Raw genomic sequence first — 22,209 nt, forward strand, 5'->3', positions numbered from 1 at the left:
GTGCCCGGTGCTCAGACTTTGTCGATGATGCCCACCTTCCCCTCCGCGCGGGCGCAGTGGCCGCCGCAGAACCAGTGCCCGTCGACCTCGACACCCTGGCCGATGACCTGGACCCGGCAGTGCTCACAGATGGGCGCCATGCGGTGAATGGCGCAGGAGAAGCAGTCGAAGACGTGCACCGCGCCCTGCGCGTGCACCTCGAAGGACATCCCGTAGTCGTTTCCGCATACCTCGCAACGTGCCATGCGCCACAGGGTGGGACGCCGGGGCGGCGACGGGCGAGCGGCGGGCGGGCGAGTCGCCCCCGGTTCACTCCGATGACGGCGTCGGCGCCGGCACCTTGGTGGACGCGGCCACGTCCCGCAGGAGATGGGTGAAGGCGCTCTCGTCGACGATCGGCGTGCCGAACGACTTCGCCTTCACCGTCTTCGAGGTCGCCGCGTCCGGGTCGTTGGTGACGAGCAGGCTCGTCAGCCGGGAGACGCTCGTCGCCACATGCAGCCCCGCCTCCACGGCCCGGTCCTCCAGGAGCTCGCGGTCGATCGAGGTGTCGCCGGAGAACGCCACCCGCATGCCCTGCATGAGAGGTTTTTCCTTTTCGTACCGACCCGGGTTCGGATACGGGCAGGCCGGACGCTTGCGCGAGGGCCGCCAGCTGTTCTGTGCCCCGTACGAGGACTGGTAGCCGATCCGCGGGGTGACGGGGGAGTCCGACCACTCGGTCAGCGGCCGGCACTCCAGCAGCGGCAGCCGCATGCCGTCCCGCGCCGCCGCGTGCAGGCTGGGGCGGAACGCCTCGGCGAGCACCCGGGCGTCGTCCAGCGCGTGGTGCGCGCGCTCCTGCACCACGCCGAAGTGCGCGGCCAGCGACTCCAGCTTGTGGTTGGGCAGCGGCAGCCGCAGTTCCTTGGAGAGCGCGATGGTGCACAGCCGCTGCTGGACGGGGGCGATCACCGAGGCCCGCGCGTACTCCCGAGCCAGCATCGACCAGTCGAAGGCGGCGTTGTGCGCGACGAGCACACGGTCGGCGAGCCGCTCGGAGAGCTGCGCGGCGACCTCGGGGAAGAGCGGGGCGCCTTCCAGGACATCGCTCGTCAGCCCGTGGATCCAGACGGGGCCGGGATCACGCTCCGGGTTGACGAGGCTGTACCAGTGGTCCTCGACGTTGCCCCGGGCGTCCAGGCGGTAGACGGCGGCGGAGATGATCCGGTCGTCCCGCGCGAGGCCGGTGGTCTCCACGTCGACGACCGCGTACCCCTGGGGGTAGGCGGTCGGCCACGGTGCTGCGGTCTGGCGGTCGTCGAGCATGGTCACAGAGAATACGGGCCGCCACCGACAGTTCCCTATTCGGCCGTCACCCCCGGGTTCCTGCCGCCGATGAGCAGCCCGTCCACCAGGGCGCGTACGGACGTGACGAACAGCCGTTCCTGGTCGGCCGGCCGGGCCAGCGCTCTGGCCAGTGCCGGGTCGCCGCCGGCCGTCGACGCACTCCACAGATCGCCCTCGGCGGGCGACTGCACGGGGGACCGTTCCCGGTTGCGCTCGACGAGCAGGAAGCCGACGGTGTGGAACTGCACCGCCCGTACCGCGTCCGCCGCCCGGGAGCCGCGCAGTCCGGCGGCGTGCACCTCGTGGGCGAGCGCCTGCTGGGCCGGCAGGAACATGCGTTCCGTCAGTCCCCGTTCGTGCACCATCGCGATCAGATGCGGGCGGGCGCGCAGCTCCCGGCGCAGCCCGCGGGCCACGGAGACGATCCTGGTCGCCGGGGTGCGGCCGGTGGGGCGGAGGGTGCCCATCTCCTGGACGGTGCGCTCGACCAGGGCGTCCAGCAGCGACTCGCGGTTGCCGACGTGCCAGTAGATCGACGTGACGGCGGTGCCCAGTTCGGCGGCCAGTCTGCGCATGGTGAGGGTCTGCGGACCGTGCTGCCTCACGAGTCCCGCAGCGGCCGCGAGGACCTCCTCGCGGGTCAGCGACGATCGCGCCACAGCTCCTCCGGTCTTCAGAACTCCGTTACACGCACGGCTATTTACCCTTCACGGGCTCCGGTGTAACTGTGTTACAGAACCCGGCGCGGACAACCGAGAAGGGTGGCACCGCATGGCACGTGTACGGTACGGCGCGCGCACCGAGGCCGAGATCGCGGAGGCCCGCGAGGCCCGCTCCCGGCTCCCCGACATCTGGTCCACCGGCGTCGCCGCCGTCTGGGAGAGCGATCCGGACGCGGTGGCCGCCGTCCTCCCACCGCCCCTGAAACCCCCCGCCCGCCCGCTCGTCCGGGCGAACATCAGCAAGGTCGATCTCCCCGGCTATCCGCTCGGCGCGGGCTCCGTCGCCGTCGCCGCCGTCCATGACGGGCACGAGGGCTGGTACCCGCTGGTCATGCCGATGACCCATGAACGTGCCCTGACCGGAGGCCGTGAGGTGTTCGGCGAGCCGAAGAAGCTCGGCGAGGTCAGCGTGGAGCGCGAAGGACTCGTCGTGCACGCCTCGCTCGCCCGCCACGGCATCGCCTTCGTCGAGATCCGCGGCGCGGTCGGCGAACCGCTCCCGCTGCCCGCACCGGCCACCAAGCTCGACTTCTACTTCAAGTTCCTGCCCGCGGTGGACGGCGAGGGCTTCGACGCCGACCCCGTCCTGATCCACTGCACCCGCCACGAGAAGGTCCGCCGGCTGGAGCGGATCACCGGCGACGTGGTGCTGCGCGAGTCCCTGTACGACCCGGTCGCCGACCTTCCCGTACGCCGCGTCCTCGACATCACCATCGGCGAGAAGACCAGCGACCAGCAGGGCCGGGCCGTCGAACGGGTGAGCGCCGACGCGCTCCTGCCGTACATCCACCAGCGCTACGACGACCCGCAGCAGATCCACGACGGCCCGCCGCGAGGGAGCGTCCGATGAGGCTTCAGGAGGGGCAGGTCGCCGTCGTCACCGGCGCCGCGAGCGGCATCGGACTCGCGATGGCCCGGAGGTTCGCGGCCGAGGGACTCAAGGTCGTCCTCGCCGACGTGGAGGAGGGGGCACTCGACAAGGCGGCCGGTGAACTGCGTGCGGAGGGCGCACAGGTGCTGGCCCGGCCCGTCGACGTCAGCGAGCGCGACTCCGTACAGGCACTGGCCGAGGCCGCGTACGACACCTTCGGCGCCGTGCACGTGCTGTGCAACAACGCCGGGGTCGGCTCGGGAGCCGAGGGCCGGATGTGGGAGCACGAGCCCAACGACTGGAAGTGGGCGTTCGCCGTCAACGTGTGGGGCGTCTTCCACGGCATCCAGGCCTTCCTGCCGCGCATGATCGCGGACGGCGGCCCCGGCCACGTCGTCAACACCTCGTCCGGCGACGGCGGGATCGCCCCGCTGCCCACCGCGTCCGTGTACGCCGTCACCAAGTCCGCCGTCGTCACGATGACCGAGTCGCTGTACGCGCACCTGAAGGCGGAGGGCGCGGCGGTCGGCGCCTCGGTCCTCTTCCCCGGCCCGCACATGCTGCGTACCGGGCTGTGGGAGTCGCACCGCAACCGGCCCGGCCGGTACGCCAAGGAACGCCCCCGCAGGACCCCGTACCGAAGCCTCGACCAGTGGGAGAAGGCCATGAAGGCGGGCGGCCACGAGGTGGAGTTCACGCCCGTGGAGGACGTGGCCGCGACCGTCGTGGACGGGATCCGGGCCGACCGCTTCTGGATGCTGCCCGACAGCGAGCACAGCGACCGCCAGATCCGCGCCAGGTCGCAGTCGATGCTGGAGCGGTCCAACCCGTCCTACCTGGAGAACTTCATACTCGACTGAGGGGACAGGACCCAGCGATGACCCACGACGACCCGTACCTGATCATCTCCTCCGACTGCCACGCCGGACTCCCCACCGAGGAGTACCGGCCCTACCTGGACAGCCGCTTCCACCGCGAGTTCGACGACTTCCTGGCCGGCCGTGACCGCCGCCGCGAGGAGATGACCCGCCTGGGCGTGCGCAACGAGGCCTTCGCCGACAAGTGGTTCCACGACAACGAGGAAGGACTGAGGGGCGGCTGGGACGCGACGCAGCGTCTCAAGGAGCTCGACGGCGACGGGGTGGCGGCCGAGGTCGTCTTCCCCGACGCGGACGCCGTCGACAGCCGCACCGCGGCCCCCTTCGGGGTCGGCCTCGGCCTCTCCGGGGACCAGGACCCCGAACTGGGCATGGCCGGGGCGCAGGCTCACAACCGCTGGCTCGCCGAGTTCGTCGCGCAGCACCCCGAACGCCACTGCGGTGTCGCCCTGCTGCCCGTCACCGGTGAGGCCGACCGGGTTGTCGCCGAGATCCACCGGGCGAAGGCGTCCGGCCTCGGCGCCCTGATGATCCCCTCCATGTGGGTGGACAAGGCCCCCTACCACGACCGCCGTTACGACCCGGTGTGGGCGGCCGCCGCCGAGACCGGGATGCCGATCGTCACCCACTCCGGCGCGGCGCCGCGCCACGAGTACGGCGACCACCTCGGGATCTACGTCTCCGAGGTCACCTGGTGGCCGTCCCGCCCGCTCTGGTTCCTCCTCTGGTCGGGCGCGTTCGAGCGGCATCCCGGGCTGAAGTTCGGCGTCGCGGAGTCCGGCTGCTGGTGGCTGCCGAACCTGCTGTGGTTCATGGACCGGCTCTACCTCGGCGCCCACGGCGGCAAGAAGCTCTCCCCGTTCGCCGAACTGAAGCGTCCGCCGCACGAGTACCTCGACCGCCAGGTCTTCATCTGCGCCACCAACACCAAACGCCGCGAGCTCGCCCAGCGGTACGAGATCGGCGTCGGCAACATCCTGTGGGGAAGCGACTTCCCGCACCCCGAGGGCACCTGGCCCAACACCGCGAACTGGCTGCGCAACACCTTCCACGACATTCCCGTAGCCGAGACCCGCGTGATGCTGGGCCTCGCGGCCGCCGAGGTCTTCGGCTTCGACACGGAGAAGCTCGCCCCCCTTGCCGCACGCATCGGTCCCACCCCCGCCGACCTGGGCCAGAGCACCGATCAGGCCGGGGTCGAGGCGTCCTGGGCCCGCTCGCGCGAGGTCGGCCGGCACTGGCTGACCGACCACGACTTCCCGGTCCTGGGGGCGTCATGACGGACCGCTACACCGTCATCTCCGCCGACTGCCACGCCGGAGCCGACCTGCTCGACTACAAGCCGTACCTGGAGTCGGGGCACCACGACGACTTCGACGCCTGGGCGGCCACCTACGTCAACCCGTACGAGGACCTGGTCGCCGACACCGCCGACCGGAACTGGAACTCGGACCGCCGCCTCGCCGACCTGGAGGCGGACGGCATCGTCGCGGAAGTCGTCTTCCCCAACACCATCCCGCCCTTCTTCCCGTCGGCCTCCCTGATGGCCCCCGCACCCTCCCGCCAGGAGTACGAGCAGCGCTGGGCGGGGCTCCGCGCCCACAACCGCTGGCTCGCCGACTTCTGCGCCGCCGCACCGGGCCGTCGGGCGGGCGTCGCGCAGATCCTCCTCAACGATCCGGCCGAGGCGGTGCGCGAGGTCCGGCGCACCAAGGAGGCGGGCCTCACCGGAGGCATCCTGCTGCCCGGCACCCCGCCGGGCTCCGGCATCCCGGAGCTCTACTCCGCGGTGTACGACCCGCTCTGGGCGGTCTGCGCGGAGCTGGACGTCCCCGTCAACCACCACGGCGGCTCCGCGTCCCCGCCGCTCGGCGACGAACCGGCGGCCCGCGCGGTCTTCATGGTCGAGACGACGTGGTTCTCGCACCGGGCGCTGTGGCACCTGATCTTCGGCGGCGCGTTCCGCCGTCACCCCGGCCTGAAGCTGGTGCTCACCGAACAGGGCTCCGGCTGGATCCCGGGCATCGTGGAGATGCTCGACTACTACCACGGGCGGCTGGTCGCAGCGGCGACCCGGGCGGCCACCGCCGAGTCCAAGTTCGGTGCGGGGCTGTCGGCTTCGATGGGCGCGCGCCCCAGCGAGGTCTGGCGCGACAACTGCTTCGTCGGCGCCAGCTTCATGCGCCCGCACGAGGTGCCGCTGCGCGACCGGATCGGCCTCGACAAGATCATGTGGGGCAGCGACTACCCGCACGACGAGGGCACAGCCCCGTACTCACGGGAGGGCCTGCGGATCGCGTACGCGGGGCTGCCGCCCGCGGAGATCGCCGCCATGACCGGCGGCAACGCGGCCCGCGTCTACGGATTCGACCTGCCGGCGCTGGACCGTATCGCCGCCACCGTGGGACCGAGCGTCGAGGAGATCGCCGAACCCCTGAAGGAGGTCCCGCCGGATGCCACCAGCCCCGCCTTCGCGCCGGGTGGGTCGGTGCGGGTCTGGTGACGCCGGGAAGTGAGACCATCCCCGGGTGACGGATACCCAGGCGCACCACGAACCGCACGGCAACGGCCTGGGCGCGCGGCTGAACTGGCTGCGCGCCGCGGTGCTCGGGGCCAACGACGGTGTGGTCTCCACCGCCGGCCTCGTCGTCGGCGTCGCGGGCGCCACCGGTGACCGCGGCACGCTGCTGACGGCGGGACTGGCCGGGCTGCTGGCCGGGTCCATGTCGATGGCGGCGGGCGAGTACGTGTCCGTCTCCACCCAGCGCGATTCGGAGAAGGCCGCGCTGGCGACGGAGAAGCGGGAGCTCCAGGAAACACCGGAGGCGGAACTCGCCGAGCTCACCGGCCTGTTGGAGGGCAAGGGGCTCAGCCGCGAGGTGGCCCGCGAGGCCGCCGTCCAGCTCACCGAACGCGACGCGCTGCGCGCCCACGCCGAGGTCGAGCTGGGCATCGACCCGGACGAGCTGACGAACCCGTGGCACGCGGCGGGCGCCAGCTTCCTCGCGTTCACGGTGGGCGCGCTGCTGCCCCTGCTGGCGATCGTGCTCCCTCCCTCGTCGCTGCGCCTGCCGGTGACCGTGCTGTCGGTCCTCGCCGCCCTGGCCCTGACGGGCTGGTGGAGCGCCCGGCTGGGCGACGCGAAGGCGGGTCCGGCGGTGCTGCGGAACATGGGCGGGGGAGCGGTGGCGATGGCCGTGACATATGTGGCGGGGGAGCTGCTGGGGGCGGCCGGCGTCTGAGCCCCTCCTGTCGGAAGGTGCCAAAGACTGCTGACAGCATGTCTCGCATACTTGTTGGTAACAACGTCTAGTCGGGGGCCGACCTGCGGCTCTACGGTGCAGGCATGCCGACGAACCTGCCCGATGTAGTGCTCTGGTCCATACCGGCCTTCGTCCTGCTCACCGTCCTGGAAATGGCGCTCCACCACTTCCACCCCGACGAGGACGCCGCCGGTTACGAGGCGAAGGACGCCACCACCAGCATCACCATGGGGCTGGGCAGTCTGGCCTTCGACCTGCTGTGGAAAGTGCCCATCGTCGCGATCTACACCGCGGTCTACGAACTGACCCCGCTCAGCATCCCGCTCCTGTGGTGGACCGTCCCGCTGATGCTCCTGGGGCAGGACTTCTTCTACTACTGGTCCCACCGCGGGCACCACGTCATCCGGATCCTCTGGGCCTGCCACGTGGTCCACCACTCCAGCCGGAAGTTCAACCTCTCCACCGCGCTGCGCCAGCCCTGGACCTCGCTGACCGTCTGGCCGTTCTACCTCCCGCTGATCGCGTGCGGCGTCCACCCGGCGGCACTGGCCTTCTGCTCCTCGGTCAATCTCGTCTACCAGTTCTGGGTGCACACCGAGCGGATCGACAAGCTGCCCCGGCCCTTCGAGTACGTCCTGAACACGCCCTCCCACCACCGGGTCCACCACGCCTCCCAGGGCGGCTACCTCGACCGGAACTTCGGCGGCATCCTGATCGTGTGGGACCGGTGGTTCGGGTCCTTCACCGCAGAGACGGAGCGGCCCGTGTTCGGGCTCACCAAGAACATCGGCACGTTCAACCCGCTGCGGGTCGCCACCCACGAGTACGCCGCCATCGCGCGCGACGTCCGCGCGGCGGGCAGCTGGAGCGAGCGGGCCGGGCGGGTCTTTTGCGGACCCGGCTGGAAGCCTGCCGGGCTCACCGTGGACAGCCCCACGGCCGGCCCCGCACGGGAACGCACCGGATGAGCGCCGGCCCGTCCCCGGACCGGCGGGAGCGTCTCGTACGCCCCCTGCTCATCGCCTTCCTCCTCGCGTGCGCGGCCGACCTCGTCGGGGTCCTCACCGACACCGGACCCGTCCACCTCGTCGCCAAGCCGCTGCTGATGCCGCTCCTCGCCGCGTACGCCGCCGCCCGGCGCGGGCCCCGGCTGCTGATCGCCGCCCTGCTCTGCGGCTGGATCGGGGACGTGTTCCTGCTGGCTGACGCCGACCTCGCCTTCCTCGTCGGGATGGGCGGCTTCGCGGCCGGACACGTCTGCTATCTGCGGCTCTTCGGCCGGACCCGCGGGGCACTGCTTCCCGGGATCGGGTACGCGGTCGTCCTGACCGTCTTCACCGTCCTGATCTGGGACGGGCTGCCGGCCGGACTGCGGGTCCCGATGGCGGGCTACAGCCTGCTGCTGACCGCCATGGCCTGCCGTTCCGGCGTCCTCGGCCGGTACGCGGCCACCGGAGGTGCGCTCTTCCTGCTCTCCGACGCGCTGATCGCCACCGGCATCGCCGACTGGCCGCAGCCGCCCGCCCCCGACTTCTGGGTCATGCTCACCTATGTCGCGGCGCAGTGCCTGCTGACCCTCGGCGTGCTCGCACCGGGGGCGAAAGGGGCCGGTGCGGTCCTCGGGGCGTACCGTGAGCGGAGTATCAGCATCTGAGATCAGCAAGGACCCCCACGCATGCGCGCCACCGTCATTCACGCACCCCACGACATCCGCGTGCAGGAGGTCCCGGACCCGGTGATCCAGCAGCCCACCGACGTGGTGATGCGGGTCCTGCGGGCCTGCATCTGCGGCAGCGACCTGTGGGCCTACCGCGGTGAGTCCGCCCGGCAGCCCGGCCAGCGCATCGGCCACGAGTTCCTGGGGATCGTCGAGGAGGCGGGCTCCGAGGTCAACGGCTTCGCCGCCGGTGACCTCGTCGTCGCGCCCTTCGTCTGGTCCGACGGCACCTGCGCCTACTGCGCCGAGGGGCTGACCACCTCCTGCCCGCAGGGCGGCTTCTGGGGCTCGGCCGGCTCCGACGGCGGACAGGGCGAGGCCGTGCGCGTCCCGTTCGCCGACGGCACGCTGGTCAAGCTCCCCGCCGCCGCGGCCTCCGACGACCACCTGCTCACCGCGCTCCTGGCCCTCTCCGACGTCCTCGGCACCGGCCACCACGCCGCGGTCGGCGCCGGCGTGAAGCGGGGCTCCACGGTCGCCGTCGTCGGTGACGGCGCCGTCGGCCTGTGCGGCGTCATGGCCGCCAAGCGGCTCGGCGCCGAGCGGATCATCGCGCTCGGCCGCCACCGGGTACGTACGGACATCGCTCGCGACTTCGGCGCCACCGACGTCGTCGCCGAGCGCGGCGACGCGGCCGTCGAGGCGGTACGGGAACTGCTCGGCGGCGAGGGCGCCCAGGCGGTCATCGAGGCCGTCGGTACCGAGCAGTCGATGCGTACCGCCGTCGGCATCACCCGCGACGGCGGCTCGATCGGCTACGTCGGAGTGCCGCACGGCAGCGGCACCGGACTGGACCTCGGCATCATGTTCGACCGGAACATCGCCCTGCGCGGCGGCGTCGCCCCCGTACGCACGTACATTCCGGAGCTGCTCCCCGACGTGCTGTCCGGCACCATCGACCCGTCGCCCGTCTTCGACCTGACGGTCGGCCTCGACGAGGTACCGGCCGGCTACAAGGCGATGGACGAGCGCACGGCGCTGAAGGTCCTCATCAAGCCGTGAGCCAGGCGGCCGCGTCCGCCCCCAGCGGTCCGGGCGGGCGCGACCAGTCGGCGGGGCCCCCGTCGAAGGCGACCGGCGGCAAGGCGTGGCGCAGGCGTCCCAGCGGGCTGTCGGTCTCGGTGAGCCACCTCCGCGGGTCGTGGTCCTCGGACGCCGCAGTTTCCGGCGGGGCCGGGATCTCGTCGGTCAGCCACGCGGCGGTACGGGCGAGCGAGAGGGTGGCCAGCCGCGAACCGCCCTCGTCGTGCTGCTCGGTCAGCGCCCGGAGCACCGCCGCGGCCAGCAGATAGCCGGTGCCGTGGTCCAGCGCCTGGGCGGGCAGCGCACCCGGCGGACCGTCGAGTTCTCCCGGGCCTGCCTCGGTCACGGCGATGCCGGTGGCGGCCTGCACCACGCTGTCGAAACCGCGCCGGCCGGCCCATGGGCCCTTTCCCCAGGCCGACAGCCGCCCGATCACCAGACCCGGCCTGCGCGCGGCGAGCGACCGCGGCGTGAGGCCGAACCCGTCGAGCGCACCGGGCCGGTACCCGGTGACGACCACGTCCGCGCCGGCCAGCAGCTCGTCGAAGATCTCGCGGCCGGCTCCGCTCACCAGGTCGACGCTCACCGACCGCTTCCCGAACCCCGTGTCGCTGTGCGCGTCCTGGCTCTCCGGGAGCTGCGGGGCGTCGATCCGCAGGACGTCGGCGCCGAGCAGCGCGAGCGTACGGGTGGCGACCGGCCCCGCGGTGACCCGGGTGAGGTCCAGGACGCGCAGCCCGGCGGCGGGCCGCAGCGGTGTGCCGGCGAGGGCGGCGGTCCGGCGTACCGGGGCGGCGTCCAACCGCTCCCTCTCCACCAGCGGCACGCCGGACAGCGCGAGACGGCGAGGGTCGGCGGCCCATTCCTCCGGGGTCCTGGCGGCCACGGCCAGCCCGCCCGCCGCGTACACCGTCTGCTCGATCTCGGCCGCCCGCCGCCCGGCGAAGGACGCGGCCACGGCGTCCACGGCCAGGTCGTCGGCCGTGTCCGCGGGAAGGTCCAGCGTGCCCAGCAACCGGGCCCGGTGGTGCGGGTAGTTGGCGTGCGTACGGACCCAGCCGTCGGCAGCGCGCCAGAACCGGGAGAGCGGGGCGAAATTGGCCGGGGCACGCCCGTCGATCCGCAGATGGCGCTCGCTGACGAACGCGGTGGCCACCGCGCCGTCGTCGATCCGGACACGGAGCACGGGGCCGCCGGTGCGGCGCGCCGCGAGCTCGGCGGCGGCCAGGGAACAGACCCCGACCGCGGCGCGGGCCAGCTCCCGCACGGGCAGCCGGGCGGGGAGCAGCCCAGCCGGTCCTGCGGTTTCGATCCGGGAGAGAAGTACGGGGTCACCGCCGAGGGCGGCCCAGGCCTGCCCGGTGGCGGAGGCGGGTGTGAGCGTCATCCCCGCACTATGGCACTGCGTGCCAGGTGGGGGACAGGGGCCGGCACGGAAGGCACACGCGCCGGCCCCTCGCGCCGTCCCCTACCAGCGCACGGCGTCGAGCGCGTCCACCACTCCGGCCCCGTAGAAGCCGTTGCGGTTCTTGCCGCCCTCGCAGACCGCGTCGATCTTGCCGTCGCCGTCGATGTCGTACGGGTCACCGCACGCCGTGGCGTCGGCCTCGAGCGTCAGCAGGGCCTTGACCGCGGCGGCCGACGCGTACGGGTGCGTCGACTTGATCAGGGCCACGACACCCGCGACGTGCGGGGAGGCCATCGACGTACCAGCCTTGTAGCCGTACTTCCCGCCGGGCAGCGTGGACAGGATCAGACCGCTCGTCGCCGGCGGCTCGGGCGTCTGGTAGACCGTCGAGTCCCCGCCCGGCGCGGCCACGTCGATGACGCCGTTCCCGTAGTTCGAGTACGAGGCCTTCAGCCCCTTCGCCCCCGTCGCCGAGACCGTCACGACCCCCGGCAGCATCGTCGGGATGTCGAAGCACACCTTCGGGTCGATGGTCCGGGTGACCGGCGCGGTGTCGTTGGGGCTCGTCACGTCCTCGATCGTGTCGGCCGCAAGGTCCTCGGCCGCGTTGCCCGCCGCGGCGACATTGACCGCGCCCTTGCCCTCGGCGTACCGCGTGGCCCGGGCGACCGCCTCGACCAAGGCGCCCTGGTCCGGGTCGTCCTTGCAGTTGAACAGCCACGGGTCGGTGTAATAGCTGTTGTTCGTGACATCGGCACCGTGGTCCGCAGCCCACATGAAGCCGCAGACGACGGCCTCGGTGTAGAAGAAGCCGTCCGGGTTGCCCACCTTGATGCCGGAGACCTTCACGCCCGGCGCGACTCCGGTCACCCCGATGCCGTTCTTCGCGGCGGCGATGGTCCCCGCGACATGCGTGCCGTGATCGCTCTCACCGGTCTTCGGGCGCCAGGAGCCGTCCGTGGTGTCCGGTGCACCGGAGACGCAGTTCGCCGAGCCGCGGCGGTCGAAGTTCGGGGCGAGGTCCGGGTGGGTGTCGTCGACACCCGTGTCGATGACCGCGACCGTGACCTCGGAGCTGCCCAGCGACCTCTCGTGCGCCTTGTCCGCCTTGATGGCGGGCAGGTCCCACTGCAGGGGCTCCATGGGGTCCTGGCCCGCCGTGGCCTGCGCCGCCGCGGCCGCCTCCTGCTGCGCGGTCAGCGGCTGCTCGACCCCGATGTCCTTCGTGGCCTGCGGAACGATCGGGTTGGTACGGGTGGCGCCCGCCGAGTCGACACCCCTGACACGGCGCATCGACTGCGCGAACTGCGGGTTCTGCGAGTGGGCGACGATGACCCCGATCCGGTCGTAGGCGATCACCACCGTGCCGCCGGCCCGCTCGATGGCCTTGCGCACCTGCTTGACGGTGCCGTGACCGCCGCGGGTGTTGACCACGTACGACAGCTTCGGACCGTCCGTCGACACCGCCGCCGAGGGCTTCTCCTGCGCCGGGGCGGCGGAGGCGGTGCCCGTCGGCAGGAAGCCGAGCGATGCGGTGAGGGCCAATCCGACGGGCAGCGTCAGTGCGCGCTTCCGTCTGGATCCCAGATGAGCCATGGGGTCTCCACTTCATCCGTGTCAGTCGACGGACACGGGGTGTGTCCAGTCGCGTACATGACGAGTGAAGCTATCGCTGATCATCCCGGCTCATCAATGAGTTCGAGAGAACCGATTCCGGCCGGAGCGTCCGAAGGGGTGACGCGAAGACGGCGGAAACCGAGGTGAACCGCTTCGCCGCGCGCTGCGTGCCGTTGTCAGGGGAGGCGTACATCACTCCCCGATATCGAGGTCCCCAGTGAAATCCACCGTCCCCACCACCACCGCACCCGCGTCGCGAGGAGATTCCGTGGCTACCGATGCACCGCCGCCCGAGGGCAGTACGGAGACCGGCCCCGCCCAGCCCACGACCGAGGCGTTCGTCGCGGAGCAGGCGAGCCAGGAATTCGGCGAACTCCGCCGCTCGTACCGCTCGTTCGCCTTTCCGCTGACCATCGCCTTCGTTGCCTGGTACCTGCTGTACGTGCTGCTCTCCAACTACGCCGGCGGCTTCATGGGCACCAAGGTGTACAGCAACTTCAACGTGGCCTTCGTCTTCGGCCTCGCCCAGTTCCTCACCACCTTCCTCATCGCCTGGTTCTACTCGCGGCACGCCAACGCGAAGCTCGACCCGAAGGCCGAGGCCATCAAGTCCCGTATGGAGGCCGACGTATGAGCGCCGCGTACCACTCCCAGACCGTCGTGACGCTCGCCGCCACCTCGACCAGCGAGCACCGGCCGCTGATCATCTCCCTCTTCGCGGTCTTCGTCGCCGCGACCCTCGGCATCACCGTCTGGGCCGGCCGCCAGACCAAGAGCGCCTCCGACTTCTACGCGGGCGGCCGCCAGTTCACCGCCTTCCAGAACGGCCTCGCGGTCTCCGGCGACTACATGTCCGCCGCCTCGTTCCTCGGCATCGCCGGAGCCATCGCCCTCTTCGGCTACGACGGCTTCCTCTACTCCATCGGCTTCCTCGTCGCCTGGCTGGTGGCGCTGCTGCTGGTCGCCGAACCGCTGCGCAACTCCGGCCGTTACACCATGGGCGACGTCCTCGCCTACCGGATGCGCCAGCGCCCGGTCCGTACCGCCGCGGGTGTTTCCACCATCATCGTGTCGATCTTCTACCTGCTGGCACAGATGGCAGGAGCGGGAGTTCTGGTCTCGCTGCTCCTCGGGATCACGAGCGACGCCGGAAAGATCCTCATCGTTGCGCTGGTCGGCGTACTGATGATCGTCTACGTCACCATCGGCGGCATGAAGGGCACCACCTGGGTGCAGATGGTCAAGGCCGTGCTCCTCATCGCGGGCGCCATCCTGATGACCTTCATGGTGCTGTGGAAGTTCGACTTCAACGTCTCCGACCTGCTGGGCACCGCCGCCGAGAAGAGCGGTCACGGCGCGGCGTTCCTGGAGCCCGGGCTCAAGTACGGCGGCTCCGGCACCTCGAAGCTGGACTTCCTCTCGCTCGGCATCGCCCTGGTGCTGGGCACCGCCGGCCTGCCGCACATCCTGATCCGCTTCTACACGGTGCCGACCGCCAAGGCCGCCCGTAAGTCGGTCAACTGGGCCATCGGCATCATCGGCGCCTTCTACCTGATGACGATCGCCCTCGGATTCGGCGCCGCGGCCCTCATCGGCCCGGCCGAGATCAAGGCGAAGAACGCGGCGGGCAACGCGGCGGCCCCGCAGCTCGCCGAGTACCTGGGCGGGGTCGGCACCACGGGCGGCGCCGTCATGCTCGCCGTCATCTCCGCCGTCGCCTTCGCCACCATCCTCGCCGTCGTCGCGGGACTCACCCTCGCCTCCTCGTCGTCCTTCGCCCACGACATCTACGCCAACGTCATCCGCAAGGGGAAGGCCACCGAGAAGGAGGAGATGAGGGCCGCCCGCTGGGCCACCGTCTTCATCGGCGCCGCCGCGATCGTCCTGGGCGCCTTCGCCCGCGACATGAACGTCGCCGGCCTGGTGGCGCTCGCCTTCGCCGTCGCCGCCTCGGCCAACCTGCCGACGCTCCTCTACAGCCTCTTCTGGAAGCGGTTCACCACCCAGGGCGCGCTGTGGTCGATCTACGGCGGTCTGGCCAGCTCGGTGATCCTGGTGCTGTTCTCGCCGGTCGTCTCCGGGAACGCGAAGACCTCGATGTTCAAGGGGGTCGACTTCGCCTGGTTCCCGCTGGAGAACCCGGGCCTGATCTCCATCCCGCTGGGCTTCCTGCTCGGCTGGATCGGTTCCCTCCTGTCCAAGGAGGAGCCGGACAAGGGCAAGTACGCCGAGCTGGAGGTCAAGTCCCTCACCGGCATCGGAGCCCACTGAGAGCAGGAATTCACACACGTTCATCCGGGGAAGCGGTTCCAGGACCCTTCCTTCCCGCGGCCGCGTCGTAGAGTCCTACGACGCGGCCGCGCCGCTCCTCGTGTCAAACGGGCCCCTCCGTTGTCACTGGTCTCGCGTAGTCTCGGAAGAGTCAGAATCCGCAACCGGGAAGTCACCGGGGGAGGGGGCCCACCATGCTCATCGACACATTCGACAGGGTCGCCACCGACCTGCGTGTATCGCTCACCGACCGCTGCAATCTGCGCTGCACCTACTGCATGCCCGAAGAGGGCCTGCAGTGGCTCGCCAAGCCCGACCTGCTGAGCGACGACGAGATCGTCCGGCTCGTCCGCATCGCCGTCACACAGCTCGGCATCACCGAGGTCCGCTTCACCGGCGGAGAGCCGCTGCTGCGCCCCGGCCTCGTCTCCATCGTCGAGCAGTGCGCGGCCCTGGAGCCCCGCCCCAGGATGTCGCTGACGACCAACGGCATCGGACTGAAGCGGACCGCCGCCGCGCTCAAGGCCGCAGGCCTGGACCGGGTCAACGTCTCCCTGGACACCCTGCGCCCCGATGTGTTCAAGACCCTCACCCGCCGCGACCGCCACCACGACGTCCTGGCCGGACTGGAAGCGGCCCGCGAGGCCGGGCTCACCCCCGTCAAGGTCAACACCGTCCTGATGCCGGGGCTCAACGACGACGAGGCACCCGACCTCCTCGCCTGGGCCGTGGACAACGCGTACGAGCTCCGCTTCATCGAGCAGATGCCGCTCGACGCCCAGCACGGCTGGAAGCGCGACGGGATGATCACCGCAGGAGACATCCTCGAGTCGCTGCGCACCCGCTTCGACCTCACCGCCGAGGAGGACGGCGAGCGCGGCTCCGCCCCCGCCGAGCGCTGGCTCGTGGACGGCGGCCCCCACCGGGTCGGCGTCATCGCCTCCGTCACCCGGCCGTTCTGCCGGGCCTGCGACCGCACCCGGCTCACCGCCGACGGGCAGGTCCGCACCTGCCTGTTCGCCCGCGAGGAGACCGACCTGCGCGGCGCCCTGCGCTCCGAGGCCCCGGACGAGGAGATCGCCCGGCTCTGGAAGGTCGCCATGTGGGGCAAGAAGGCCGGTTCCGGCCTCGACGACCCGTCGTTCCTCCAGCCCGACCGCCCGATGTCGGCGATCGGCGGCTGACCGGCGGATCCGAGGGGCGAGGGGCTCAGGACGGATCCGAGGGTCCTAGCGCTTTTCGTCCGACTCCCACTCGGTCAGCGTCACCACGTCCTTCAGGAAGCCCCGGACGCCCAGGAACGACGAGAGATGCTCCCGGTGATCGTCACAGGCCAGCCAGGTCTTACGGCGCTCCGGAGTGTGCAGCTTCGGGTTGTTCCACGCGAGCACCCACACGGCATCGTCACGGCAGCCCTTGGCCGAGCAGACGGGCGCGACGGCGGCACGCGCGGAGGCGGCATCGGCGGAATCGGGTCCGGCGGAATCGGGTTCGGGGGAGTTCACGGACTCAACCCTAGAGCCTGAGCCGGACGGCAGGCCGTGCGGCATCCCCGCCGGAGAAATGGCGACGCCGAGCAGCCACGGGGGGAGCTGCCCGGCGTCGGTCCGTCGCTCCGACGGGGGATGCGGAGCGCTCACGAAGTATGTCACGCAGACCGGGCTGCGGTGCACTGGAACTTCATGATTGATCTGAGCTTTTCTTGAGCTTGGGCCCGTCCCGGGGTCAGCTGTGTCCCTGCGGATCCGGGCTTCGGAAAACGTGTCCGGATTCCGGACCGGGGTCCGCCGGAGCGGCCATCGGCGCGGCTTCCAGCACGGGGCGCGTAGCGGCCGGCACGAAGGTCGGAGGGAGGGAAGGGCTGTTCTCCCGGCCCGCGTTGGCGATGACGACCGCGACGTAGGGGAGGAGAACCCCCAACGCGAGCGCCACGATCGCCACATGGCGTTCCACGTTCCACAGGACCGCGGCGGCGACCACCGAAACCGTGCGCACGGACATCGAGATCACATAGCGCCGCTGCCTGCCGCGCACATCCTCGGCGAGCCCCTGCCGCGCCCCCGTGATCCGGAAGACCTCCGCACCACTCTGTTTCCCCAACACGTCTCCACCACCCTTCCCCGAGCTCATGACGAACTGGGGGAGACCCCGTTCCTGCGCCGGACGCTCCCCGGACCGGACCGGATCCACCGTACGCCCGGCCTCCCCCGGGTTCGAGACCGGGGCGCGCCGCATACGTACAACCGGCCACCCCGTCGCACGTACGGACCTGTCCGACATGCGGCGTACCGGACCAGGGCCAAGACTGGGCGGACATGCGCGACACCGCGTCGCACGAGGAGGCGACATGAGCTGGTTGTGGGCAATCATCGTGGGCTTCGTGCTCGGTCTGATCGCCAAGGCGATCCTGCCGGGCAAGCAGGAGATCCCGCTCTGGCTGACGACCATTTTCGGCATCATCGGCAGCATCCTCGGCAATGCTGTCGCCACCTGGATCGGTGTCAATGACACCAAGGGCATCGACTGGACGCGCCATCTGCTCCAGCTGATCGGAGCCGTGGTCGTCGTCGGAGTCGGCGACATGCTGTGGGCCTCGCTCCGGGGCAGCAAGCAGAAGACCTGAGCCACGCACACGCCGTACGACGGCGGGGGCACGCATCACGCGTGCCCCCGCCGTCGTACTGTCGTGACGGCTCAGCCCGCCGTGACCTCGATCGCCGCGAGGTTCTTCTTGCCCCGGCGCAGCACCAGCCAGCGCCCGTGCAGCAGCTCATCGCGGGACGGAGCCGCCTCGCCGTCGACGGCCTTCACGTTGTTCACGTAGGCGCCGCCCTCCTTGACGGTGCGGCGCGCGCCCGACTTGCTCGGTGCCAGCCCGACCTCGACCAGCAGGTCGACCAGCGGACCGAGCTCGGTGACCTGCGCGTGCGGCACCTCGGAGAGCGCGGCACCCAGTGTCGCCTCGTCCAGCTCGCCGAGCTCGCCCTGGCCGAACAGCGCCTTCGACGCGGCGATGACCGCGGCGCACTGGTCCGCGCCGTGCACCAGAGTCGTCAGCTCCTCGGCCAGCGCGCGCTGCGCCGCCCGGGCCTGGGGCCGCTCCTCGGTGACCTTCTCCAGCTCCTCCAGCTCGGCGGGGCTCCGGAAGCTGAGGATGCGCATGTAGCGGGAGACGTCGCGGTCGTCCACGTTCAGCCAGAACTGGTAGAACGCGTACGGCGTGGTCATCTCCGGGTCGAGCCAGACGGCGCCGCTCTCGGACTTGCCGAACTTGGTGCCGTCCGCCTTCGTCATCAGCGGGGTCGCCAGCGCGTGCACCTCGGCGCCCGGCTCCAGGCGGTGGATCAGGTCGAGACCCGCGGTCAGGTTGCCCCACTGGTCGCTGCCGCCCTGCTGGAGGGTGCAGCCGTGACGCCGGTACAGCTCCAGGAAGTCCATGCTCTGGAGCAGCTGGTAGCTGAACTCGGTGTAGCTGATGCCCTCGTCGGACTCCAGCCGCCGCGCGATGGACTCCTTGGTGAGCATCTTGTTGACCCGGAAGTGCTTGCCGATGTCCCGGAGGAACTCGATCGCGGACATGCCCGCGGTCCAGTCCAGGTTGTTCACCATGACCGCGGCGTTCTCGCCCTCGAAGGACAGGAACGGCTCGATCTGGGACCGCAGCCGCGCCACCCAGGCGGCGATCGTCTCCGGGTCGTTCAGGGTGCGCTCGGCGGTCGGCCGCGGGTCACCGATCTGGCCCGTGGCCCCGCCCACCAGGGCGAGCGGCCGCAGACCGGCCTGCTGGAGCCGGCGCATGGTGAGCACCTGCACCAGATGGCCGACGTGCAGACTCGCCGCGGTGGGGTCGTAGCCGCAATAGAACGTGACGGGACCGTCCGCGAGAGCCTTGCGCAGTGCGTCCTCGTCAGTGGACTGGGCGAACAGCCCGCGCCACTTCAGCTCGTCGACGATGTCCGTCACGGTTCCGTGTCTCCTCAGCTACGTGTATCGAAATGTGCGCTGTCGACCTGTGTGTCGAAAGGCAACCGTCAGTCTAGGCGGGTCATACGCCCCGGCTCACCGAGCTCATGTTGAAGTCCGGGACGCGCAGCGCGGGCATCGCGGCCCGGGTGAACCAGTCGCCCCACTCGCGCGGCAGCGTCTTCTCCGTCCGGCCCGCCTCGGTGGCCCGCGACAGCAGGTCCACGGGCGACTCGTTGAAGCGGAAGTTGTTCACCTCACCCACGACCTCGCCGTCCTCCACGAGATACACCCCGTCGCGGGTCAGCCCGGTCAGCAGCAGCGTCGCCGGGTCGACCTCCCGGATGTACCACATGCAGGTCAGCAGCAGCGCGCGGCCGGTCGTCGCGGCCACCATCTCCTCCAGGGACCGCTCACCACCGCCCTCCAGCAGCAGGTTGTCGATCGCCGGGGCGACCGGCAGCCCGGTCTCACCGGCCGTGTGCCGCGTCGTCGTCAGCCGGTCGAGCCGGCCGTCGCTGATCCAGTCGGTCCGGCCCAGCGGCAGCCCGTTGTCGAAGACCGACGCACCGTCCCCGGACGAGTGCGCGATGACGAACGGCGCGGATTCGAGCCCCGGCGCGTTCGGGTCGCTGCGCAGGGTCAGCGGCAGCGGGGACAGGGTCTCGCCGAGCCGGCTCCCGCCGCCCGGCTTGGAGAACACCGTCCGGCCCTCGACGGCGTCCCGGGCGGTGGCCGACCACAGCTGGTAGATCAGCAGGTCGGCGACGGCGGTCGGCGGCAGCAGCGTCTCGTAGCGCCCGGCGGGCAGCTCGATCCGGCGCTCCGCCCAGACCAGCCGCTGCGCGAGCCGGGCGTCCATCTCCGCCGGGTCGACATCCTTGAAATCGCGGGTCGAGTGCCCCGCCCAGGCCGAGCGCGACCGGTCGGGCGACTTGGCGTTCAGCTCCAGCGTCCCGTTCGGCTGGTCGTGGCGCAGCCGCAGTCCCGTCGACGTACCCAGGTACGTCGAGGTCATCTCGTGGTGGGCGAATCCGTACAGTTCACGGCCCCCGGAGCGGGCCCGGGCGAAGGCGTCGCCGAGCGCCGGCGCGAACGCCGAGAAGACGTCCGAGCCCGTCTCCGCGGGCGCGTCGGTGAAGTCGGGGGACTCCGGCACCCCGGTGACCAGCGGCTGTGCGTCCTCGGCCGGTCCGGCCCCGCGCGCGGCGGCCTCTGCGGCCCGCACCAGCGGCTCCAGATCCGCCGCGGTGACGGCCGACCGGGACACCACACCGGAGGCGGCGCCCTCGGACCCGTCGACGGTGGCGATGACGGTCAGGGTGCGGCCCCGGGTCACCCCGTTCGTGGTCAGCGCGTTGCCCGCCCAGCGCAGATTGGCTGACGACTCCTCGTCGGCGATGACCACACAGCCGTCGGCGGTGGACAGCGCGAGCGCGCGCTCGACGATCTCGTACGGCTTGCTGACGCGGCTCATCGCCCGGCCTCCTGCGTCGTATTGAGGATGTTCACGCCCCGGAAGAGGGCGGTGGGGCAGCCGTGGGAGACGGCTGCGACCTGGCCCGGCTGGGCCTTGCCGCAGTTGAAGGCGCCACCCAGGACGTACGTCTGCGGGCCGCCCACCTTCTCCATGGAGCCCCAGAAGTCCGTCGTCGTCGCCTGGTAGGCGACGTCGCGCAACTGCCCGGCCAGTCTGCCGTTCTCGATCCGGAAGAACCGCTGCCCGGTGAACTGGAAGTTGTACCTCTGCATATCAATGGACCAGGACCGGTCGCCGACCACGTAGATCCCGCGCTCCACCCCGCCGATCAGGTCCTCCGTGGAGAGCCCGCCCGGATCCGGCTGCAACGACACGTTCGCCATGCGCTGTACGGGGACATGGCCCGGCGAGTCCGCGTACGCGCACCCGTTGGACCGGCCCAGACCCGTCAGCTTCGCGATCCGGCGGTCCAGCTGGTAGCCCACCAGCGTCCCGTCCTTGACCAGGTCCCAGGACTGCGCCTCGACGCCCTCGTCGTCGTACCCGATCGTCGCGAGGCCGTGCTCGGCGGTGCGGTCGCCCGTCACGTTCATCACCGGGGAGCCGTACGCCAGCTTGCCCAGCTGGTCGAACGTGGCGAACGAGGTCCCGGCGTAGGCCGCCTCGTACCCCAGCGCCCGGTCCAGCTCGGTGGCGTGACCGATCGACTCATGGATGGTCAGCCACAGGTTGGACGGGTCGACGACCAGGTCGTACGTCCCCGCCTCGACGCTCGGCGCCCGCATCTTCTCGGCCAGCAGCCCCGGGATGCTCTCCAGCTCCGCGTCCCAGTCCCAGCCGGTCCCGGTCAGGTACTCCCAGCCGCGTCCCGCCGGCGGCGCGATCGTGCGCATGGAGTCGAACTCGCCGGTCGTCGCGTCCACGGCGACCGCGGTGAACTGCGGATGCAGCCGTACCCGCTGCTGGGTGGTGACCGTGCCCGCGGAGTCGGCGTAGAACTTGTTCTCGTGGACGGTCATCAGGGAGGCGTCCACATGCGCGACACCCTCCGCCCCCAGCAGCCGGCCGCTCCACTCGGCGAGCAGCCCCGCCTTCTCCTCGGCGGGTACGCCGAAGGGGTCGATCTCGTACGCCGAGACCCAGCTCCGCTCCCCGTGCACGGGCTCGTCGGCGAGCTCCACCCGCTCGTCCGATCCCGCCGCCGCGATCACCTTCGCCGACAGCTTCGCCATGGCGACGGCCTGCGAGGCCACCTTCGCCGCGGCGTCCATCGTCAGATCCACCCCGGAGGCGAACCCCCACGCCCCGCCGTGCACCACCCGTACCGCGTACCCGAGATCGGTGGTGTCCGATGACCCGGCCGGCCGTGCGTCCCGCAGCCGCCAGGTGGCGCTGCGCACCCGCTCGAAGCGGAAGTCGGCGTGCACGGCCCCGAGCGCCCGCGCACGGGCGAGCGCCGCGTCGGCGAGCGGCCGTAGCGGGAGGGCCAGGAACGACTGATCTACCTCATGGGGCACGGGCGGCCTCTCCTCTGCGTTCACATACCCTCGGATCGTTTACGAGGCAGTGAAGCACGGCCGCAGCGGCGTCGCGGCCGATTTCCGGGCCCCGCGCGGGGACGGGCCCCGCGGTGGTCCGCGGTCCGGTCGCCGGCCGTCCGGGCCGGG

The 22,209-nt window shown here is 71.2% G+C and carries 22 protein-coding genes; 12 read left to right on the top strand and 10 right to left on the bottom strand.

What is annotated here, in order from left to right:
- Nucleotides 1–11 precede the first annotated feature (11 nt).
- From OG959_RS30770 to OG959_RS30780, 3 genes are all read right to left on the bottom strand, one after another.
- On the bottom strand, nucleotides 12–245 hold the full coding sequence (locus OG959_RS30770; RefSeq protein WP_078852816.1) for a hypothetical protein: 234 nt from the start codon (nucleotides 243–245) through the stop codon (nucleotides 12–14).
- A 64-nt stretch (nucleotides 246–309) separates the two neighbouring features.
- Nucleotides 310–1,314 (bottom strand): DEDDh family exonuclease, encoded by a 1,005-nt coding sequence (locus tag OG959_RS30775; RefSeq protein ID WP_326663732.1) that lies wholly within the window; start codon nucleotides 1,312–1,314, stop codon nucleotides 310–312.
- 29 nt (nucleotides 1,315–1,343) lie between these two features.
- Complete coding sequence (locus OG959_RS30780; RefSeq protein ID WP_326663733.1) at nucleotides 1,344–1,988, bottom strand: TetR/AcrR family transcriptional regulator; 645 nt, start codon at nucleotides 1,986–1,988, stop codon at nucleotides 1,344–1,346.
- A 112-nt stretch (nucleotides 1,989–2,100) separates the two neighbouring features.
- On the opposite strand from OG959_RS30780, the gene OG959_RS30785 reads away from it, so the two are divergent.
- The 8 genes from OG959_RS30785 to OG959_RS30820 all read left to right on the top strand — a co-directional run bounded on the left by OG959_RS30785 (nucleotide 2,101) and on the right by OG959_RS30820 (nucleotide 9,782).
- Nucleotides 2,101–2,901 carry an acetoacetate decarboxylase family protein gene (locus OG959_RS30785; RefSeq protein WP_326663735.1) on the top strand — a complete coding sequence of 267 codons (801 nt, stop codon included), beginning with the start codon at nucleotides 2,101–2,103 and terminating at the stop codon, nucleotides 2,899–2,901.
- Nucleotides 2,898–3,782 (top strand): SDR family NAD(P)-dependent oxidoreductase, encoded by an 885-nt coding sequence (locus tag OG959_RS30790; protein WP_326663737.1) that lies wholly within the window; start codon nucleotides 2,898–2,900, stop codon nucleotides 3,780–3,782. The genes OG959_RS30785 and OG959_RS30790 overlap by 4 nt, the downstream gene beginning before the upstream one ends.
- Nucleotides 3,783–3,799: 17 nt before the next feature.
- A complete protein-coding gene (locus OG959_RS30795; protein WP_326663738.1) occupies nucleotides 3,800–5,080 on the top strand; it encodes an amidohydrolase family protein in 1,281 nt (426 codons plus the stop codon).
- On the top strand, nucleotides 5,077–6,303 hold the full coding sequence (locus OG959_RS30800; protein ID WP_326663740.1) for an amidohydrolase family protein: 1,227 nt from the start codon (nucleotides 5,077–5,079) through the stop codon (nucleotides 6,301–6,303). Before OG959_RS30795 ends, OG959_RS30800 begins: the two co-directional genes overlap by 4 nt.
- A gap of 25 nt (nucleotides 6,304–6,328) precedes the next feature.
- Nucleotides 6,329–7,042: a VIT1/CCC1 transporter family protein gene (locus tag OG959_RS30805; RefSeq protein ID WP_326663742.1), complete on the top strand. Its 714-nt coding sequence runs from the start codon at nucleotides 6,329–6,331 to the stop codon at nucleotides 7,040–7,042.
- A 104-nt stretch (nucleotides 7,043–7,146) separates the two neighbouring features.
- Nucleotides 7,147–8,031 carry a sterol desaturase family protein gene (locus OG959_RS30810; protein WP_326663743.1) on the top strand — a complete coding sequence of 295 codons (885 nt, stop codon included), beginning with the start codon at nucleotides 7,147–7,149 and terminating at the stop codon, nucleotides 8,029–8,031.
- Complete coding sequence (locus OG959_RS30815) at nucleotides 8,028–8,717, top strand: lysoplasmalogenase (RefSeq protein WP_326663744.1); 690 nt, start codon at nucleotides 8,028–8,030, stop codon at nucleotides 8,715–8,717. Before OG959_RS30810 ends, OG959_RS30815 begins: the two co-directional genes overlap by 4 nt.
- A 21-nt stretch (nucleotides 8,718–8,738) precedes the next feature.
- Complete coding sequence (locus OG959_RS30820) at nucleotides 8,739–9,782, top strand: zinc-dependent alcohol dehydrogenase family protein (RefSeq protein ID WP_326663745.1); 1,044 nt, start codon at nucleotides 8,739–8,741, stop codon at nucleotides 9,780–9,782.
- Here OG959_RS30820 and OG959_RS30825 read toward each other — a convergent pair.
- Nucleotides 9,772–11,190: a CoA transferase gene (locus tag OG959_RS30825; RefSeq protein ID WP_326663747.1), complete on the bottom strand. Its 1,419-nt coding sequence runs from the start codon at nucleotides 11,188–11,190 to the stop codon at nucleotides 9,772–9,774. The two genes, OG959_RS30820 and OG959_RS30825, sit on opposite strands and share 11 nt — an antisense overlap.
- Before the next feature lie 81 nt (nucleotides 11,191–11,271).
- The gene (locus OG959_RS30830) at nucleotides 11,272–12,807 is read right to left on the bottom strand and encodes a S8 family peptidase (RefSeq protein ID WP_326663749.1); all 1,536 of its coding nucleotides are present in this window, start codon (nucleotides 12,805–12,807) and stop codon (nucleotides 11,272–11,274) included.
- 289 nt (nucleotides 12,808–13,096) lie between these two features.
- On the opposite strand from OG959_RS30830, the gene OG959_RS30835 reads away from it, so the two are divergent.
- The 3 genes from OG959_RS30835 to moaA all read left to right on the top strand — a co-directional run bounded on the left by OG959_RS30835 (nucleotide 13,097) and on the right by moaA (nucleotide 16,283).
- Complete coding sequence (locus OG959_RS30835) at nucleotides 13,097–13,462, top strand: DUF485 domain-containing protein (protein ID WP_326663751.1); 366 nt, start codon at nucleotides 13,097–13,099, stop codon at nucleotides 13,460–13,462.
- On the top strand, nucleotides 13,459–15,099 hold the full coding sequence (locus tag OG959_RS30840) for a solute symporter family protein (RefSeq protein ID WP_326663753.1): 1,641 nt from the start codon (nucleotides 13,459–13,461) through the stop codon (nucleotides 15,097–15,099). The genes OG959_RS30835 and OG959_RS30840 overlap by 4 nt, the downstream gene beginning before the upstream one ends.
- Nucleotides 15,100–15,293: 194 nt before the next feature.
- Nucleotides 15,294–16,283, top strand: coding sequence for a GTP 3',8-cyclase MoaA (gene moaA / locus OG959_RS30845; RefSeq protein ID WP_326663755.1), 990 nt, complete (start codon nucleotides 15,294–15,296; stop codon nucleotides 16,281–16,283).
- A 45-nt stretch (nucleotides 16,284–16,328) separates the two neighbouring features.
- Here the strand turns inward: moaA and OG959_RS30850 are convergent, their stop codons facing one another.
- Together OG959_RS30850 and OG959_RS30855 are read right to left on the bottom strand one after the other, a co-directional pair.
- Nucleotides 16,329–16,604 carry a hypothetical protein gene (locus tag OG959_RS30850; protein ID WP_326663756.1) on the bottom strand — a complete coding sequence of 92 codons (276 nt, stop codon included), beginning with the start codon at nucleotides 16,602–16,604 and terminating at the stop codon, nucleotides 16,329–16,331.
- Between the two features lie 220 nt (nucleotides 16,605–16,824).
- On the bottom strand, nucleotides 16,825–17,202 hold the full coding sequence (locus OG959_RS30855) for a DUF3099 domain-containing protein (protein ID WP_326663758.1): 378 nt from the start codon (nucleotides 17,200–17,202) through the stop codon (nucleotides 16,825–16,827).
- Between the two features lie 244 nt (nucleotides 17,203–17,446).
- Between OG959_RS30855 and OG959_RS30860 the strand changes: the two genes are divergently transcribed.
- Complete coding sequence (locus OG959_RS30860; RefSeq protein WP_326663760.1) at nucleotides 17,447–17,722, top strand: GlsB/YeaQ/YmgE family stress response membrane protein; 276 nt, start codon at nucleotides 17,447–17,449, stop codon at nucleotides 17,720–17,722.
- 71 nt (nucleotides 17,723–17,793) lie between these two features.
- Here the strand turns inward: OG959_RS30860 and tyrS are convergent, their stop codons facing one another.
- From tyrS to OG959_RS30875, 3 genes are all read right to left on the bottom strand, one after another.
- Nucleotides 17,794–19,062 carry a tyrosine--tRNA ligase gene (gene tyrS / locus OG959_RS30865; RefSeq protein WP_326663762.1) on the bottom strand — a complete coding sequence of 423 codons (1,269 nt, stop codon included), beginning with the start codon at nucleotides 19,060–19,062 and terminating at the stop codon, nucleotides 17,794–17,796.
- An 82-nt stretch (nucleotides 19,063–19,144) separates the two neighbouring features.
- On the bottom strand, nucleotides 19,145–20,539 hold the full coding sequence (locus OG959_RS30870) for a metallopeptidase TldD-related protein (protein ID WP_326663764.1): 1,395 nt from the start codon (nucleotides 20,537–20,539) through the stop codon (nucleotides 19,145–19,147).
- Nucleotides 20,536–22,059 carry a TldD/PmbA family protein gene (locus OG959_RS30875; RefSeq protein WP_326663766.1) on the bottom strand — a complete coding sequence of 508 codons (1,524 nt, stop codon included), beginning with the start codon at nucleotides 22,057–22,059 and terminating at the stop codon, nucleotides 20,536–20,538. Before OG959_RS30875 ends, OG959_RS30870 begins: the two co-directional genes overlap by 4 nt.
- Between the last annotated feature and the right edge of the window lie 150 nt (nucleotides 22,060–22,209).

It is taken from the genome of Streptomyces sp. NBC_00385 (assembly GCF_035917155.1).
Taxonomy (GTDB): Bacteria; Actinomycetota; Actinomycetes; order Streptomycetales; family Streptomycetaceae; genus Streptomyces; species Streptomyces poriferorum.

Bases quoted from the DNA above. Each gene is read 5' to 3' on its own strand.
- OG959_RS30830 (WP_326663749.1), bottom strand. From the start codon at position 12,807: ATGGCTCATCTGGGATCCAGACGGAAGCGCGCACTGACGCTGCCCGTC.
- OG959_RS30790 (WP_326663737.1), top strand. From the start codon at position 2,898: ATGAGGCTTCAGGAGGGGCAGGTCGCCGTCGTCACCGGCGCCGCGAGC.
- OG959_RS30820 (WP_326663745.1), top strand. From the start codon at position 8,739: ATGCGCGCCACCGTCATTCACGCACCCCACGACATCCGCGTGCAGGAG.
- OG959_RS30870 (WP_326663764.1), bottom strand. From the start codon at position 20,539: ATGAGCCGCGTCAGCAAGCCGTACGAGATCGTCGAGCGCGCGCTCGCG.
- OG959_RS30770 (WP_078852816.1), bottom strand. From the start codon at position 245: ATGGCACGTTGCGAGGTATGCGGAAACGACTACGGGATGTCCTTCGAG.
- moaA (WP_326663755.1), top strand. From the start codon at position 15,294: ATGCTCATCGACACATTCGACAGGGTCGCCACCGACCTGCGTGTATCG.
- OG959_RS30795 (WP_326663738.1), top strand. From the start codon at position 3,800: ATGACCCACGACGACCCGTACCTGATCATCTCCTCCGACTGCCACGCC.
- OG959_RS30800 (WP_326663740.1), top strand. From the start codon at position 5,077: ATGACGGACCGCTACACCGTCATCTCCGCCGACTGCCACGCCGGAGCC.
- OG959_RS30825 (WP_326663747.1), bottom strand. From the start codon at position 11,190: ATGACGCTCACACCCGCCTCCGCCACCGGGCAGGCCTGGGCCGCCCTC.
- OG959_RS30810 (WP_326663743.1), top strand. From the start codon at position 7,147: ATGCCGACGAACCTGCCCGATGTAGTGCTCTGGTCCATACCGGCCTTC.
- OG959_RS30785 (WP_326663735.1), top strand. From the start codon at position 2,101: ATGGCACGTGTACGGTACGGCGCGCGCACCGAGGCCGAGATCGCGGAG.
- OG959_RS30815 (WP_326663744.1), top strand. From the start codon at position 8,028: ATGAGCGCCGGCCCGTCCCCGGACCGGCGGGAGCGTCTCGTACGCCCC.
- OG959_RS30860 (WP_326663760.1), top strand. From the start codon at position 17,447: ATGAGCTGGTTGTGGGCAATCATCGTGGGCTTCGTGCTCGGTCTGATC.
- OG959_RS30840 (WP_326663753.1), top strand. From the start codon at position 13,459: ATGAGCGCCGCGTACCACTCCCAGACCGTCGTGACGCTCGCCGCCACC.